At 54.5% G+C, this 14,681-nt stretch carries 17 protein-coding genes and 1 tRNA gene; 14 read left to right on the top strand and 4 right to left on the bottom strand.

What is annotated here, in order from left to right:
* The first annotated feature begins 68 nt into the window (after positions 1–68).
* The 5 genes from RHK62_RS08050 to RHK62_RS08030 all read left to right on the top strand — a co-directional run bounded on the left by RHK62_RS08050 (position 69) and on the right by RHK62_RS08030 (position 2,468).
* Positions 69–308: a hypothetical protein gene (locus RHK62_RS08050; RefSeq protein WP_206199522.1), complete on the top strand. Its 240-nt coding sequence runs from the start codon at positions 69–71 to the stop codon at positions 306–308.
* Between the two features lie 3 nt (positions 309–311).
* A complete protein-coding gene (locus tag RHK62_RS08045; protein WP_302677873.1) occupies positions 312–1,028 on the top strand; it encodes an ABC transporter ATP-binding protein in 717 nt (238 codons plus the stop codon).
* An 18-nt stretch (positions 1,029–1,046) separates the two neighbouring features.
* Positions 1,047–1,119 (top strand) — tRNA-Arg (locus tag RHK62_RS08040).
* Between the two features lie 19 nt (positions 1,120–1,138).
* Entirely contained in the window at positions 1,139–1,714 is a 576-nt protein-coding gene (locus tag RHK62_RS08035) for a hypothetical protein (RefSeq protein ID WP_302679830.1), read from the top strand.
* Between the two features lie 40 nt (positions 1,715–1,754).
* Positions 1,755–2,468: a DUF4079 domain-containing protein gene (locus RHK62_RS08030; RefSeq protein WP_286626565.1), complete on the top strand. Its 714-nt coding sequence runs from the start codon at positions 1,755–1,757 to the stop codon at positions 2,466–2,468.
* Here the strand turns inward: RHK62_RS08030 and RHK62_RS08025 are convergent.
* Genes RHK62_RS08025 through RHK62_RS08015 form a run of 3 tightly spaced genes read right to left on the bottom strand, consistent with a single transcriptional unit; the run spans position 2,465 to position 5,768 of the window.
* Entirely contained in the window at positions 2,465–3,070 is a 606-nt protein-coding gene (locus RHK62_RS08025) for a heme-copper oxidase subunit III (RefSeq protein WP_149818114.1), read from the bottom strand. The genes RHK62_RS08030 and RHK62_RS08025 overlap by 4 nt on opposite strands.
* Positions 3,071–3,089: 19 nt before the next feature.
* Positions 3,090–4,748 carry a cytochrome c oxidase subunit I gene (gene ctaD / locus RHK62_RS08020; RefSeq protein WP_302676383.1) on the bottom strand — a complete coding sequence of 553 codons (1,659 nt, stop codon included), beginning with the start codon at positions 4,746–4,748 and terminating at the stop codon, positions 3,090–3,092.
* Positions 4,749–4,781: 33 nt separating this feature from the next.
* Entirely contained in the window at positions 4,782–5,768 is a 987-nt protein-coding gene (locus RHK62_RS08015) for a cytochrome c oxidase subunit II (protein WP_310438328.1), read from the bottom strand.
* A 191-nt stretch (positions 5,769–5,959) separates the two neighbouring features.
* Here RHK62_RS08015 and RHK62_RS08010 point away from each other — a divergent pair, with 191 nt between their 5' ends.
* The 9 genes from RHK62_RS08010 to RHK62_RS07970 all read left to right on the top strand — a co-directional run bounded on the left by RHK62_RS08010 (position 5,960) and on the right by RHK62_RS07970 (position 13,360).
* Positions 5,960–6,958: a phosphodiester glycosidase family protein gene (locus tag RHK62_RS08010; RefSeq protein ID WP_310453553.1), complete on the top strand. Its 999-nt coding sequence runs from the start codon at positions 5,960–5,962 to the stop codon at positions 6,956–6,958.
* A 61-nt stretch (positions 6,959–7,019) separates the two neighbouring features.
* Complete coding sequence (locus RHK62_RS08005) at positions 7,020–7,172, top strand: photosystem II reaction center X protein (protein ID WP_149818106.1); 153 nt, start codon at positions 7,020–7,022, stop codon at positions 7,170–7,172.
* A 103-nt stretch (positions 7,173–7,275) separates the two neighbouring features.
* A complete protein-coding gene (locus tag RHK62_RS08000) occupies positions 7,276–8,118 on the top strand; it encodes a Ycf66 family protein (RefSeq protein ID WP_310438330.1) in 843 nt (280 codons plus the stop codon).
* A gap of 33 nt (positions 8,119–8,151) precedes the next feature.
* Positions 8,152–8,940: a nuclear transport factor 2 family protein gene (locus RHK62_RS07995; RefSeq protein ID WP_225901512.1), complete on the top strand. Its 789-nt coding sequence runs from the start codon at positions 8,152–8,154 to the stop codon at positions 8,938–8,940.
* On the top strand, positions 8,937–9,725 hold the full coding sequence (minC, locus tag RHK62_RS07990) for a septum site-determining protein MinC (protein WP_206199513.1): 789 nt from the start codon (positions 8,937–8,939) through the stop codon (positions 9,723–9,725). Before RHK62_RS07995 ends, minC begins: the two co-directional genes overlap by 4 nt.
* 38 nt (positions 9,726–9,763) lie before the next feature.
* On the top strand, positions 9,764–10,567 hold the full coding sequence (gene minD / locus RHK62_RS07985; RefSeq protein WP_206199512.1) for a septum site-determining protein MinD: 804 nt from the start codon (positions 9,764–9,766) through the stop codon (positions 10,565–10,567).
* The gene (minE, locus tag RHK62_RS07980; RefSeq protein WP_206199511.1) at positions 10,564–10,884 is read left to right on the top strand and encodes a cell division topological specificity factor MinE; all 321 of its coding nucleotides are present in this window, start codon (positions 10,564–10,566) and stop codon (positions 10,882–10,884) included. The genes minD and minE overlap by 4 nt, the downstream gene beginning before the upstream one ends.
* Positions 10,881–12,089, top strand: a complete 1,209-nt coding sequence (gene cruG / locus RHK62_RS07975) for a 2'-O-glycosyltransferase CruG (RefSeq protein WP_310453552.1) — start codon at positions 10,881–10,883, stop codon at positions 12,087–12,089. The genes minE and cruG overlap by 4 nt, the downstream gene beginning before the upstream one ends.
* 47 nt (positions 12,090–12,136) lie before the next feature.
* Entirely contained in the window at positions 12,137–13,360 is a 1,224-nt protein-coding gene (locus RHK62_RS07970) for a methionine gamma-lyase family protein (RefSeq protein ID WP_302677868.1), read from the top strand.
* On the opposite strand, the gene RHK62_RS07965 is transcribed toward RHK62_RS07970, so the two are convergent.
* Positions 13,348–14,631, bottom strand: a complete 1,284-nt coding sequence (locus tag RHK62_RS07965) for a glycosyltransferase (protein WP_310453551.1) — start codon at positions 14,629–14,631, stop codon at positions 13,348–13,350. The genes RHK62_RS07970 and RHK62_RS07965 overlap by 13 nt on opposite strands.
* Between the last annotated feature and the right edge of the window lie 50 nt (positions 14,632–14,681).

Below are 14,681 nucleotides of genomic sequence, written 5' to 3'. Positions count from 1 at the left end.
CGCGCCACCACTGGCAATGGGTGTGCCGATAGGATTTAGGATAGTGGCAGTGCTCTTGGATTTCTCAGATGGCCAGCTTATTTGACCAAAACTTTCGCTATACCGATCGCGCCCGCGCCATCTTCAAAGAACTGCAACGCAACCTCCATCCTATCTATATGGAGCTACTGGAAGAAGGGTTCTTTTCTCGGGAAATTAGCGCCCTCGTCACCAGTGCTGCTGCCCAAACCGAAAATGCCGCTATTGCTGAATGGGAAGAGGCGCGGGGTAGCTCCCCCAATACGGAGGAATCACAGACCACGGCCTAGGGGATGACTTCTCAAGCGCGCATCTTGGAAATTGAGTCCCTGAGTGTCCACTACGGTGGCATTTGCGCTCTGCGCGAGGTGAGTCTGGCCATTGCAGCCGGCGAGTGCATTACCCTTGTGGGTGCCAATGGTGCTGGCAAAACCACCCTGCTGCGTGCCATCTCTAGACTCGTTCCCAGTAAAGGTACCATTCGCTTTGCCGGTCAATCGATTGCAGGGCGATCGCCCCATGAATTAGTGAGCCTGGGCATTGCCCATTGTCCAGAGGGGCGTCAGGTTCTCGCCCGCCAAACCGTACGCGACAATCTTCTTCTCGGTGCCTACTGTCGTCGAGATGAGGCGCAGATTGCACAAGACCTCGAAGAACAACTCAAGCGCTTTCCTAGACTACGAGAGCGGCAATACCAACTGGCGGGAACCCTCAGTGGCGGTGAGCAACAAATGCTGGCGATCGCCCGTGCCCTGATGAGTCGTCCTCGCTTACTGCTCCTTGATGAACCCAGTTTAGGCTTAGCGCCCAATTTAGTACGGGAAATTTTTGCCATCTTGGCACAACTGCGGCAACAGGGGATGACAATGCTACTGGTCGAGCAAAATGCGCACCTAGCCTTACAATTGGGCGATCGCGGTTATGTGCTTGAAGCGGGTCAAGTGACCCTCAGCGGTCGTGCAGCGGATCTCCTGAATGATCCACGGGTTCAGCAAGCCTACCTTGGTTAATGCTATGATGAGAAGGCTGGACGTGTGGCTCAGTGGATAGAGCATCAGATTCCGGTTCTGAGGGTCGGGGGTTCGAATCCCTCCACGTCCGTTAATCAAGTATCAGCATCATGACTGAACCCGTTAGCCGTTCCGAATTGAGCCAAGTTTTAGATGCTATCCAAGGGATGCAGGCCGATATGCAGTCAATGCAGGCTGCCATCCAAGCCATGGATAAAAAGCTGGATATTCACATCGCCACGAGTAACGAGAAATTCCAAAGGCTTGAGGACAAAATTGATACTGTCGAGGCCAAACTTGAACAGCGTATCAATGCTGTGGAGGCTAAGCTAGAGCAGCGCATCAACGCCGTCGAAGCCAAACTAGAGCAGCGCATCAATGCTGTCGAAGCTAAGCTGGAACAACAGATGAAGGCTGTGGAGGCCAAACTGGAGCAGCGTATCAATGCTGTCGAAGCTAAGCTGGAGCAACAGATGAAGGCTGTGGAGGCCAAACTGGAGCAGCGTATCAATTCCATAGAAGTACAGTTAGGGCAGCGGATTGATACGGTAGAGTCCACCTTGCAGGATATTTCTAAGCGACAAGCGGGCACAGATGCGCGGCTATGGGGATTCCTAGTGACCCTGTTGGTGGCCACAGTTGGCTTACTGACAAAAGTGCTGTTCTTTGATTTGCCCCGCCCCTAGATTCGTTACCTTAAAACTGGCCTTATCGTTCTTAGCCAGTATGTTTCTCAACCTCAAAGACATCATTTTGCTGTTGCATCCCATCTTGGCCTGCACATTTGTCTTTCCGGTCATTGGCATCACCACATTCTTTGCTCTGCAAACGCGGCAGCGTCGTCTCAAAGACACCACCATCCCACCCACAGTGGGCACCCTGCATGTCAAATTGGGCAATCTTTTAGCAGCCGGCGTGGTTGGCATCACATTGGTGGCCTTGGCCTATTCAGTGGTGTTTGGATTTCAGGGCTTCTTGATGCAGGCGGAGAATCAGACACTGCAACCGCTCTCTGTTGTCCTCGTGGCACTGATGTTTGTTGTCACCATTGCAGCAACGGCGCTGCTGTATCGCGCTCAATCGAAGCTATGGCGTGCTGTTTTTGCCACCCTCTCAGGGATGGGGGTGACCATTCTAGCTTTTCAACCGGGGGTCTTTCGCCGTGATGACGAGTGGTGGGTTTCCCACTTTTACTTTGGCTTGGCGGCGGTGATGCTGATGATTTTTTCTGTGGCCATTGTGGGGGAGATTTACCAAGATCGATCGCTCAGGTGGCGGCGGATTCACATTGGCTTGAATTCCCTTGCCCTTGTTCTTTTTCTCTTGCAGGGAATTACGGGTACCCGTGACCTCTTGGAAATTCCCTTGAGTTGGCAAGCACCTGTGGTCTATCAGTGCAACTTTGATCCGCGATCGCCCCAATTCAAGACCTGTCCCTAAAAGCGAGTCAGGATATACAGCAGGGTGAAGAGGATAATCCAGATCACATCCACAAAGTGCCAGTAGATCTCTGCCATGGCCACCCCCGTATGCTTGTGGGCATTGTAATGGCCGGGGCGGCGCGATCGCCAGATCACCCCCAAAATCAGCAAAATCCCCACAAAGACATGGAGGCCATGGAAGCCCGTCATCACATAAAAGCAGTTGGCAAAGACATTTGTGCGCAGGCCGTAGCCGAGGGTGAGGTACTCATAAACTTGACCGCCCAAGAACACTGCCCCCATGGCCGCCGTGATCCAGTACCATTGGCGCATGCCGCGAACGTCATCCTTTTTGATGGCAACATCGCCGTAGTGGATGACAAAGCTACTGGAAATAAGGATGATGGTGTTGATGGTGGGCACAAGAAGTTCCACCTCAGTGCCTTCGGGCGGCCATTGCTCATTCATGCCCCGCAGAAGTAAATAGGCCGCAAAGAGGCCACCAAACATTAGGGATTCAGAAATCAAAAAGACCAGCAACCCTAAAACCCGAAAATCAGGGTGCTCATGGGCATGATCAACGGCTATGGCCGTCGCTTGAGAGTCAACAGTACCTTGCATGGCTTGCTCCTAAAGCGTCCTACTCTTCCTCGTCCTCATCCTCATCAGTGCTTTCCTTGCGCTGCTCAATGCCGTAGTCGTAGGGACCTTTGGTGACCACAGGCAGCACTTCCCAGTTTTCAATCAGCGGCGGTGAACTGGTCGTCCACTCTAAGCTGAGACCGCCCCAAGGGTTATCGCCGGCAATTTTGCCCTTATTCCAGCTCCAAATGATGTTAATCAGGAAAGGAATAATTGAGAAAGCTAGGACAAAGGCACCAATCGTACAGATGAGATTAATTGGCTCAAACTGGGGATCATACATGGCCACGCGGCGGGGCATCCCTTTAAGACCCAACTCATGCATCGGCAAAAAGGTCAAGTTCGTGCCAATAAAGGTCAGCACAAAGTGGAGAATCCCTAAGCGCTCATCGAGGAGCCGTCCTGTCATTTTGGGGAACCAGTGGTAAATCCCCGCATAGAGACCAAACACGGAGCCCCCAAAGAGGACATAGTGGAAATGTGCCACCACATAGTAGGTGTCGTGGACGTGAATATCCACGGGGGCAGTCCCCAAGGTCACACCACTGAGGCCACCAAGGACAAACATCGACAGTAGGCCAATGGCAAAGAGCATGGCACTGTTGAGGCGAATCTTGCCCCCCCAGAGGGTGGCGACCCAACTAAAGATTTTTACTCCTGTCGGCACCGCCACAATCAGTGTCGAAATCGTGAAGAACATCCGCATCCAAGGGGGCGTACCACTGGTGAACATATGGTGTACCCAGACAAAGAGACCCACGCAGCAGATGGCCAAACTGGAGTAGGCGATCGCCTGATAGCCAAAGATGGGCTTACGGGCATGAACCGGGATCACCTCAGACATAATGCCAAAGATCGGCAAAATCATCAGGTACACCGCCGGGTGAGAGTAAAACCAGAAAAGGTGCTGGTAAATGACAACGTTCCCACCGGCATCGGGTTTGTAAAACGAGGTGCCAAAGTTAATATCAAACAGCAGCAAAATCAGCCCCGCCGCCAGCACGGGCGTTGACACTAGAGCCAGCAGAGAGGTGGCTAGCATGGCCCAGCAAAAGAGGGGCAATTGATCCCAGCGCATACTAGGCACTTTCATCTTCCAGATGGTGACGATGAAATTCACCGATCCCATGATCGAGGAGGTACCCACAAGGACGATCGCCAGAATCCACATACTCTGGGCAGTAGTGGCCGTGATCGTACTCAAGGGCGGATAGGAGGTCCAACCCGCTTGGGCACCGCCAAACAGGAAACTGGCCAAGAGTAATGCCCCCGCCGGCGGGTTCAGCCAAAAGGCTAAGGCATTCAAGCGGGGAAAGGCCATGTCCCGCGCCCCAATCATCAGGGGCACCAAGTAATTGCCAAAGCCACCAATGGCCGCTGGCACCACCCAAAAGAAAATCATAATGGTGCCGTGGTTGGTCATGAAAGCATTGTAGAGATTGGGATTGAGAAAATCTGAATCTGCCGTTGCCAGCTCCGTGCGCATGGCCACCGCCATCAGTCCGCCAATCAAGTAAAAGATAAAGGCGGTGACCAAATATTGAATGCCAATTACCTTGTGATCAACATTAAAGGTGAAATAGTCGTACCACTTCCACGCCTTGGGATGCTCAGGGAGCGACAAGGGGGTATCTAGCGGCAGTTGTGCTTGCGCCATAACTCTCTCAAGAATGCAACAGTAGGAAGAAAACTAAAGCTTTGACGGAGAATGGTGGTGGGTCATTGCTTCTACTTGCGCCACTAATTGGGGGGTGACGCCCATCTCCTCGACATGGCGATCGCTCAGGGAGGGGATCACGGGAGTCGTTGCGATCGCTTGGTTTTGACTACGCCACGCTTCAAAATCCTCTGGAGTATGCACGATCACCTGCGTGCGCATGGCACCGTGGTAGCCACCACAGAGTTCAGCACAGACGACGGGGTATGTCCCGACCTTGGTAGCCTTAAAGCGCAGTTCAGTGGGCACACCCGGAATCGCATCCTGCTTCAAGCGAAACTGCGGCACCCAAAAGGAATGGATCACATCCCGTGCGGAGAGGTTCAATTGGACATCCTTGCCCACTGGGATATGCAATTCGCCGGAGACAATGCCACTGTCGGGGTAGGTGAAAATCCATGCATACTGCATACCCGCCACATCCACCACTACGTCTGGGGCTTTGCCTTGAACATCGGGGCTGGCACCAATGCCAATTTCAGGGGTTGGCGCTGCTGCTAAAAGGGCAGTTGCATCGCTGGTGGTTTTTGAGGGGGCTTCGGCAACAACCGCCACTGCTGGTTTAGGGGTGTGCATGGAGTGCAGAGCATGATCCCCCGGATTCAGTCCCCCCATGCGCTGGAAAATATCCACGCTGTAGATACCAAGGAAAATCACAATCAGGGCAGGAATGGCCGTCCAGAAGGCCTCTAGGGGTAAGTTGCCCTCTATGGGTAGGCCATCCCCTTCCTCACCGGCACGGCGGCGATAGCGAATCACAAAGAGGATGATCGCACCCTGTACCACCAAAAAGAGAGCGGTACCAATTGTGAGCATAATGTCAAAGAAGTTATCCACCAAGGGAGCCTGCTCAGAGGCCTGTTCCGGCAGGAGGCCATGGTGATGACCAACCCAGAAGCTAATCAGGGTAACAACAATGCCAGCGGTGAGTGTCCAAATTGAAGCGGGTATTTGTTCCATGGTGCCAAAGCGTCCAGAAAATCCCACCCTGATCCTAGGCAGATTCCCCAAGGATGTGGGTTAAAAGAACCTAAAGATTTATGTTGATTTATTCACTATCCTTAAAGCAGCTTGGGGACAGAATCATCTGTTTTTGCGTCCTAGGTTAGAGATAGCCCACCGAAACTGAAGGCTGTGCTGGAGGAAAATAGATGCTGAGTGTGTTGCCTTGGGTTGGCCTCTCATTAGCCACTCTTCAGTACTCGACCCATAGAGTGGATCAAACGCAGGTATATATGGTGGCTGCGCCGATGGCGGATTATCGGGTGGTCATGACAGAACCTGCCCCCAATGGCCAAGATACCTATTTAGAAACGACAGCGGCTTTTGCGCGGCGGACGGGAGCTGTGGCAGCGATGAATACGAATTTCTTCCGCTGGTTAAATGCGAATTCCCTGCGTTCCTTTCAGGACTATCAGAAATGGGTTATGGGGGAATTAAAGCCTGAGGGTATTGACTATGGGGCACTACGGCAGACCTGCTTAAGCGGTCGAGGCACGATTCCAGCGGGGGTTCTCGGAGCCTACATCGTGAATGGTCAGGTGGTGCGTCCCTATGAGGGGGGCTATTTAGCGATTGTGCATTTCCCGGCTCAAGGGGGGATGGAGTTTTACCGAGGCAGCTTACCTGCGCAGCCGTTTCATGTGGTGAGTGGCTCGCAGCAGCTTTTAGAGGGCGGCAGGAAGCTACCTGTGGATGACAGCGATCGCACTTCTCCTAAGGCGATTCTCGGCAGACGGGGCAATGAATATATTTTCGTCGTCAGCGATGGGCGGGGCAATGGTGGTTCGCCGGGGGTCTCCTTTGGGCAGCTTCAGGCGTTTTTACTGGAGCAGGGCGTCACTGATGCAACGGCGGTGGATGGTGGCGAATCGACGACGTTGGTGGTGCAGGGACAAGTAAAAAATCATCCCCGCGATCGCTATTGCGAACTGGCGCGTTGGCTACCCGCTCCCACCCTCACGTTTATTCCTCCTAGAGAAGAGGCTCGCGAAGCGGCGATGGCCATGGGGCGATCGCTCAGACCGGTCGGGGCAAATATCGGCTTAGTCCCACGAGAGCAACCCCGAGGCGTCCTTTCCTTTGCGTTTTGGGAACGCCTTCAGCAGCGGCTACTGACGCGACTCCGAGCTTGGCGACACTGGGTCTAATAGCAGCGAAGCCAGATTTTGTTAAAATCCTAGTGTTCACTTTGACCTGCAAGCAACAGCCATGATTCATTCTGCGTACCCTCTACTGTTGACCATTACCCCTTCTCTTAAAGGTTTCTTTATTGGGCTATTGTCCGGCGCGGTGGTGCTGGGTTTAACCTTCGCTGCTTTGATCACCATTAGTCAAATTGATAAAGTGCAGCGTTCTTCATAGGCAGCCAAGCAGCTGGTGGGCTTTGCAATCATCGCTAAAATAGAGTCATGGCCATAGCGCTGTGACTCTGTGTTTTATTTTGCCCCTTCAATCAACCGGTTAAATGACGTATCTTTCCTTTTCCCCCCTCCTTGGTCAAATTGTTAATGTCGGGCTTGGGCCTGCTGGTATTTTGGGCATTGGCCTAGCGGTTGCGGGGGCGCTCCTCTATTTTCTGCGCTCGATTCAGCCAGAGTTAGCGCGAGATCACGATATTTTCTTCGCCGCAGTGGCTCTTCTGTGCGGTGGGATTCTCTTTTTCCAAGGGTGGCGCCTCGATCCAATTCTGCTGTTTGGCCAGTTTCTACTAACAGGCACCGCTGCCTTTTTTGCCTACGAGAGTATTCGGCTACGACGGGTGGCCACCGAGCAGGCGCGGCGAAATACCCCGATTGTGGATGAAGAGCGACCCGTGAGCCGTAGCTACACCTATCGAGCGGAGCTGGAGGAACTCGAACCCTACGAGGATGAAGAGGAAGAGGAGGAGGATTACCCACCCCTGCGGCGAATTCGGGGCAGTCGTGAGGTGTCGCGATCGCGCTATGAAGACGAGGATGTAGAGGATGCCCCCCCGGTCGGACGTTTACCCTCACGCCGCAGTAGCCCACCCCCTAGCCGCCCCAGTGTTCGGCGTCCCTCTTCAAGGCGTCCGCGACCGACCCCACCACCGGCAGATGAGATTGTCGATGAACCCTATCGTCCACCAACACCGACAACCCGCCGGCCAACCCGCCGACCGCCGCCGCCGATTACGGAAACTGCGGAAGTGAGCGATCGCCCTGTGCGACGGCGACCCCCCCGCCCCCGTCCGGAAGGCACAACGGATGGCAGTGAATATGTGCCCTATCAACCCTTGGATCGTCCTCCCACTGACGAGCAAGATAACTCCGCCAATTTTGATGAATAGACCTTAATGGCAAACGAGTCGCAAAGGCAGTGAATGATGCGTCGCTCTTTTTTGGTTTCAGTTCTTGGCTTGGCAGTGATCTGTGGGGGGATACAGGAGCAGACTTGGGCGGCTCCCCTCGCGCAAGCCACTCCGGCTGCTCTGCCAGAATCGTTGCAATCCCTCCTTAACGGGTTGGATACAGCAGCCAGTCAAAAGAATCTAGAGGCAGTGCTAGCCTTTTATGACCCTGAGTTCAAAACAGGGGACGGCCTCACCCTTGAAATTTTGCGCAAACAACTGCCGACGTTTTGGCAACCCTACCGTGACATCCGCTACCGCACGACGGTGAACCGTTGGCAACAGCAGGGAAATGAGTGGATTCTAGAGATTAGTACAACCATTGAAGGAGCCGGCGGCACGAGCGATCGCCCGCAAAACATTCGTGGCAACCTGCAAGCCACCCAAGTCATCCGCAACGGCAAAATCATCCGCCAAGACATTACCAGCGAAAAAACTACGATCACGATTGGTGCGACACCGCCTACGGTGCAATTCTCCCTCCCCCAAGCCGTGCGTGCGGGTGAAGAATTTAGCCTTGATGCGATTGTGCAAGAACCCATTGGCAATGCCATTCTCCTCGGCGCCGCCAGCGATCAGCCCATCAACGCCCAAACCTACGCCAATCCTAGCCCCGTCAAATTGGAACTCCTCTCTGCGGGCGGGATTTTTAAGGTGGGACGTGCGCCTCAAGAAGCCGGTAATCGCTGGGTCTCTGTGGCCTTAATTCGCGATACGGGCATGGTTCTGATTACACAGCGACTGCGAGTGGAAAAACCATGAGTGAGTCTGAGTCAACCCCCGTAGAGGAACCTGCTGAAAGCCCTGCGGTAACTCTTGAGGTGGAGCAAAGCACACCCATTGTCAGCGGCCTTGCTTTAGAACACTGTGGAGGGCGCTACCGACTCACGTTGCCGGCCGATTTAGACTGGATTGACCTGTGGCCGCAGTTGCAACTTTACCTTGTCGGTCAAGAACACCTCTGGTCAGAGACCTTACCCGTAGATTGTGCCTGCGGACAGCGGCTTTTAGATCAGTCACAGCTTCAACAGTTGGCCGAGGCTCTCAGCGAGCATCAGTTGCGACTGGACAAGATTATTACCGAACGCCGCCAGACGGCGATCGCTGCCGCTACCCTTGGCTACAGTGTCCAGCAGGGGGAACTGCCACCCTTAATTGCAAAAGAGACTGAGGGGGACTCAGACCCCATGGCCAACCCCCTTTACTTGAAAACAACCCTGCGATCAGGCATGGAAATTCACCATGACGCCACTGTGGTGATTGTTGGCGATGTCAATGCAGGAGCCAGTATCATTGCTGCCGGCGATATTATCGTCTGGGGGCGATTACGCGGTATCGCCCACGCCGGTGCCAAGGGCAATCGGGGGGCACGGATTATGACCCTTGAAATGGCAGCCACACAGTTACGGATTGCTGATCTGTTGGCACGTACCCCAGAGCCGCCAAACCCGCCTTATCCAGAGGTGGCCTACGCCACAGACCAAGGGATTCAGATTGCCCCCGCCGATACTTGGGGGCGAGCCTTCGCCGTATCCGAGGCACCTTGAGATAATCTATTCTAGTAAGCCAATTCCTAGGGAGTTCAATGGGGCGCACGATTGTCATTACCTCGGGCAAAGGGGGCGTGGGGAAAACAACCGCCAGTGCCAATATTGGTGTGGCTTTGGCCAAATTGGGGCGATCGGTGGTGCTCATTGACGCCGACTTTGGCTTGCGTAACCTTGACCTACTACTCGGCTTGGAAAATCGCGTGGTTTACACCGCCATTGATGTGCTGACCGGGCAGTGTCGCTTGGATCAAGCCCTTGTGCGCGATAAACGCCTGAATAGGCTGGTGTTGCTGCCCGCAGCCCAAAGCCGCAATAAGGATGCCATTACCCCAGAACAGATGCGACAGTTGGCCTCAGCCCTGAGCAAGCACTATGATTACGTGCTCATTGATTGTCCAGCGGGGATCGAGGCGGGATTTCGCAATGCCATTGCCCCTGCGCAGGAAGCCTTGGTGGTGACCACGCCAGAAATTGCCGCTGTACGGGATGCCGATCGCGTGATTGGCCTGCTGGAGGCCTACCGCATTCGCAATAGCCATCTCATTTTGAATCGCTTACGCCCAGCAATGGTGGCTGCCAACGATATGATGTCCGTCGAAGATGTCCAAGAAATTCTCTCGATTCCCCTGATTGGCATTGTCCCCGAGGATGAGAAGGTGATTGTTTCCACCAACAAAGGGGAACCCTTGGTCTTGGCAGAGTCGCTGTCCCTAGCGGGGCAGGCCTTTATGAATATTGCCCGTCGCTTGGAGGGGGAAAAGGTTGAGTTTCTCGATTTAGAGGCGGCAAGCGGTGGACTCTTTGGTCGCATTCGACGCTTGTTTGGGGCAAAGGGATGATCAGTGAACTTTTAGAGCGGCTGTTTACCCGTACTCCCCCCAGTCGCACCACTGCCAAGGAGCGTTTAAAGTTAGTTCTTGCCCACGATCGCACGGCCCTGACACCGCAAATTTTGGACAATCTGCGGCGCGATATTTTAGAGGTGGTCTCCCGCTATGTGGAGCTAGAAACGGAGGGGCTAGCGGTTTCCCTAGAGTCGGATCAGCGGACAACGGCTTTGATTGCCAATTTACCGATTAAACGGCTGAAACTGTCTCCAGAGGATGTTCCGCCCCCCGAAAATTCGCCAGCAGAGGACGAGGCAGAAGAAAATTGAGTACCGTTGCAGTTGGCATAGCAGCGATCGCCAGCGCCGCGATCCTGGCACAGGCACCTTGGGCGGCTGTTTTAATCGCCCGTTTAGGATCAGGTTGGCGACGACCGACTCCCTTAACCCCCCAGCCCTCCCGCCCAGAGAACTTAGCCAAAGTCTCAATTGTTGTCCCCACCCTCAATGAGGCACAGCGGTTGCAACCCTGTTTAGAGGGCTTAATGCGTCAAGGCTATGAGGTGCGGGAAATTCTGATTGTTGATAGTCATTCCCAAGATGGCACGGCTGAAATCGTGCACGCGGCACAACACCGCGATCCGCGTCTGCGACTGGAGTTTGATCCCCCCTTACCGCCGGGGTGGGTGGGGCGGCCTTGGGCTTTACATACGGGCTTTTGTCGTGCCCATCCCGATAGTGAGTGGATTTTGGGCATTGATGCGGATACCCAACCGCAACCCGGCCTTGTAGCTAGTCTTTTGGCGACAGCAGAGCAGGAGCAACTGGATCTGATTTCTCTCTCGCCTCGCTTTATCCTCAAGACCGGCGGTGAATGGTGGCTGCAACCGGCGTTGCTCTTGACGCTGATCTACCGCTTTGGCGCAGCGCGCGCTGTGGAAACTCAGCCGGAGCGGATTCTGGCCAATGGTCAGTGCCTACTCATTCGGCGATCGCGCCTCGAGGCAATGGGCGGCTACCAAGTTGCCGCTTCCTCCTTTTGTGATGATGTAACGTTAGTGCGGGCGGCAGCAGCTAGGGGAGCACGGGTGGCCTTTCGCGATGGCTCCAAGGTGCTCAAGGTGCGGATGTATGAGGGCATGGCGGAGACATGGCGAGAATGGGGGCGATCGCTGGATCTCAAGGATGCCACCCCCGCCGCCCAGCTCTGGGGCGATGCCTATTTCCTCTGGGCAGTACAGGGATTACCGTTGCCCCTGTTGATTTTGGGCTTGATGGCACTGGCAATGACTACTCCCAGCCTTCCTTTAGAGATGGCGACACTGCTCAATGGCTTGCTGGTGCTGATCCGCTGCGGCATGACACTGGCGATCGCCCCTGTCTATGATTGGCAGACGGGTCAAGGGCACTGGCTCTTTTGGCTGTCTCCCCTTGCGGATCCCCTCGCCGCCCTGCGAATTACCCTCTCCTCTTGGCAACGCCCTAAGCAGTGGCGAGGACGCATTTATCCTGCCAAGACTCAGACTTTGGTTTAAGTCTTTATCTTTATGACACTTGCCGTTGCTCAATGATTAGTCTCGACGTGAAAACTCCACTTGTAACTGCTGCCCAAGAGGCACTTGCCCCAACGTTTAACGAAATTGATGGCCGCGTTAAGGAAAATTTGGATCGGGTTCTAGGGGCGTTTCGGCAGCAGCGGCTGGGGGTGCATCACTTCAGTAGCATGACGGGCTATGGTCATGGCGACCTAGGGCGTGAGGTGCTGGATCGCGTTTTTGCGCAGGTGATGGGGGCTGAGGCGGCCTTGGTGCGGGTGCAATTTGTTTCTGGTACCCACGCGATCGCCACCGCCCTGTTTGGGGTGCTGCGCCCTGGGGATGAACTGATTTCCCTTGCGGGTGCCCCCTACGACACCCTAGAAGAGGTGATTGGCCTGCGGGGTCGCGGCCAAGGTTCCCTCAAGGACTTTGGGATTCACTATCGCCAGATTCCCCTCCTGAGTACGGGCGAACCGGATTGGGGGGCGATCGCCACCTGTGTCCAACCTCAAACCCGCATGGTGCTCATTCAACGCTCCTGTGGCTATACATGGCGGCCGAGCCTCAGCCTTGAGGACATTGGCAAAATGATCCAACTGATCAAGGGGCAAAATCCCAATGTGGTTTGTTTTGTGGATAATTGCTACGGTGAATTTGTCGAGACCCAAGAACCGCCCCATGTTGGCGCCGATTTGATTGCGGGTTCTCTGATTAAAAATCCCGGCGGCACGATCGCCACCGCGGGGGGCTACTTAGCAGGACGCGCTGATCTCATTGAGCAAGCCAGTTATCGCCTCACGGCACCGGGGATTGGCCACGAAGGGGGTGCCACATTTGATCAACATCGTCTGCTCTTTCAAGGGCTGTTCTTAGCACCGCAAATGGTCGGCGAAGCCCTCAAGTGCGCCCATCTCTTGGCCTATGTCTTTGACCAATTGGGTTATCCCGTCAACCCCGCCCCCCTTGCCCCCCGCCGCGATGTCATTCAAGCGATCCAATTGGGCAGTCCTGAAAAGCTGATTGCCTTTTGCCGTACGTTGCAACGTTACTCCCCGGTGGGTTCCTATCTTGATCCTGTACCTGCGCCCATGCCCGGCTATGCCGATGATCTAGTGATGGCTGGGGGCACGTTTATTGACGGCAGCACGTCGGAACTGTCTGCCGATGGCCCTTTGCGTCCACCCTATATTGTCTTTTGTCAGGGGGGAACCCACTGGACCCATATGGCCTTGATTTTAGAGGCTCTCCTAGAGGATCAGGCTTTTTGAGGCCAGCCGTAGGCTTGGGCAACCGCTTCCCATTGGCACAAAATGCTCTGCTCAAAGGCGTCCTGCCACGTGGGGCACGTTGCTTGGGTGATCTGGTGTGCCTGTGTTCCCATCCGCTGGCGATAGGGGGCATCATCTAACAGCGGGGTAATGGCGGCTGCCCAATCTTGGGGGTCGCGACTGTAAACCACCACCCCATCCTCCCCTGAGGTTTGGACATATTTGCGCCCGCCATCAAACCCAGAAATAACGACGGGTAATCCTGCCGCTCGTGCTTCCACCACTACATTGGGCCCTGTTTCCGACTCTGAGGGAAAGACAAATAGATCACTGCTGGCATAAATTGCCCCTAATTTTTCTTGGGGTACCTTGCCTGTGAGGGTGACGCGATCGCCCAAAAGGTCTTTGACAAGGGTAGCCTGTGCCCCTTCGCCAACAATCAACACATGGAATGCCTTTCCTTGATTGGTTAACACTTGAGCTGCCTGCGCCAACAGGAGCACATTTTTACTGGCATCTACCCGACCGACAAAAAGCGCGATCGGCACCTCTGGCAGGTGATACTCCTCCCGTAGCCATTGGGGATTGCGAAATCGCGGATGAAAGCGATCGCGATCGATGCCCCGCTGAAACCACCCCACCCGCTCAGGGGGCAAAAACGTGAGCAGCCAATCGGCATCCTGCTGCCGCGAGACCAAGACGCGATCGCTAGCACGCATAAAGCCCGCTAATTTACGTTCGGCTCGGTAACCAAACCACTGATCCACTTGTAATTTCTCCAGCCATAGCCACCGCCAAAATTCTCGCCCCCAACTGCGGCCACTCATGCGCCAAATAATTTCCCGCGAATAGGTGCGGGTCAATAAGGGCAAATCCGTGTGAATCGAACTGAGGAGAGGACGATGGTACTGGCGACAAAAGCGGCGCACCGTTTGAGCAAAGCTAAAAGTATCCGTAATGTGAAACACCTGATGTTGGGGTAAATAACGGCGCAATCCCCAATGCAAGGGAGCTACATCGGTCACGCCTGCCCCTTGGCGCATAATTTCCAGTGAGTGCGTGCTGAACTGGGGCGGTAGCAATTGGTAGCGAACATTGGCTGCTACCTCTAGGGTTTGCTGTTTGGCACCAAGGAAGTAAATGGTCAGGTCAAGGCGGTCTGGGTAGTGGCTGGCAGCTGCCGCAAAACGTTCCCAACATTTGACGTGTCCCCCGGCATTGGGTTGCCATTCTAGGCAAATAAAGACAGCAACAGATAGTGGTTGTGGCAATCCAAACTCCTCAAGGTTGCGTTTTGCTAAAGATTAACTGAATATCGCAT

It is taken from the genome of Thermosynechococcus sp. HY213, from assembly GCF_031460975.1.
Classification (GTDB): domain Bacteria; phylum Cyanobacteriota; class Cyanobacteriia; order Thermosynechococcales; family Thermosynechococcaceae; genus Thermosynechococcus.
Note: the sequence above shows the minus strand (reverse complement) of the source record. Positions and strands in the feature narration are given on the sequence as shown.

Bases quoted from the DNA above. Each gene is read 5' to 3' on its own strand.
- minE (WP_206199511.1), top strand. From the start codon at position 10,564: ATGATCAGTGAACTTTTAGAGCGGCTGTTTACCCGTACTCCCCCCAGT.
- RHK62_RS08025 (WP_149818114.1), bottom strand. From the start codon at position 3,070: ATGCAAGGTACTGTTGACTCTCAAGCGACGGCCATAGCCGTTGATCAT.
- RHK62_RS08005 (WP_149818106.1), top strand. From the start codon at position 7,020: ATGATTCATTCTGCGTACCCTCTACTGTTGACCATTACCCCTTCTCTT.
- RHK62_RS08045 (WP_302677873.1), top strand. From the start codon at position 312: ATGACTTCTCAAGCGCGCATCTTGGAAATTGAGTCCCTGAGTGTCCAC.
- RHK62_RS08010 (WP_310453553.1), top strand. From the start codon at position 5,960: ATGCTGAGTGTGTTGCCTTGGGTTGGCCTCTCATTAGCCACTCTTCAG.
- RHK62_RS08050 (WP_206199522.1), top strand. From the start codon at position 69: ATGGCCAGCTTATTTGACCAAAACTTTCGCTATACCGATCGCGCCCGC.
- minD (WP_206199512.1), top strand. From the start codon at position 9,764: ATGGGGCGCACGATTGTCATTACCTCGGGCAAAGGGGGCGTGGGGAAA.
- RHK62_RS08015 (WP_310438328.1), bottom strand. From the start codon at position 5,768: ATGGAACAAATACCCGCTTCAATTTGGACACTCACCGCTGGCATTGTT.
- minC (WP_206199513.1), top strand. From the start codon at position 8,937: ATGAGTGAGTCTGAGTCAACCCCCGTAGAGGAACCTGCTGAAAGCCCT.
- ctaD (WP_302676383.1), bottom strand. From the start codon at position 4,748: ATGGCGCAAGCACAACTGCCGCTAGATACCCCCTTGTCGCTCCCTGAG.
- RHK62_RS08000 (WP_310438330.1), top strand. From the start codon at position 7,276: ATGACGTATCTTTCCTTTTCCCCCCTCCTTGGTCAAATTGTTAATGTC.
- RHK62_RS07995 (WP_225901512.1), top strand. From the start codon at position 8,152: ATGATGCGTCGCTCTTTTTTGGTTTCAGTTCTTGGCTTGGCAGTGATC.
- RHK62_RS08030 (WP_286626565.1), top strand. From the start codon at position 1,755: ATGTTTCTCAACCTCAAAGACATCATTTTGCTGTTGCATCCCATCTTG.
- RHK62_RS08035 (WP_302679830.1), top strand. From the start codon at position 1,139: ATGACTGAACCCGTTAGCCGTTCCGAATTGAGCCAAGTTTTAGATGCT.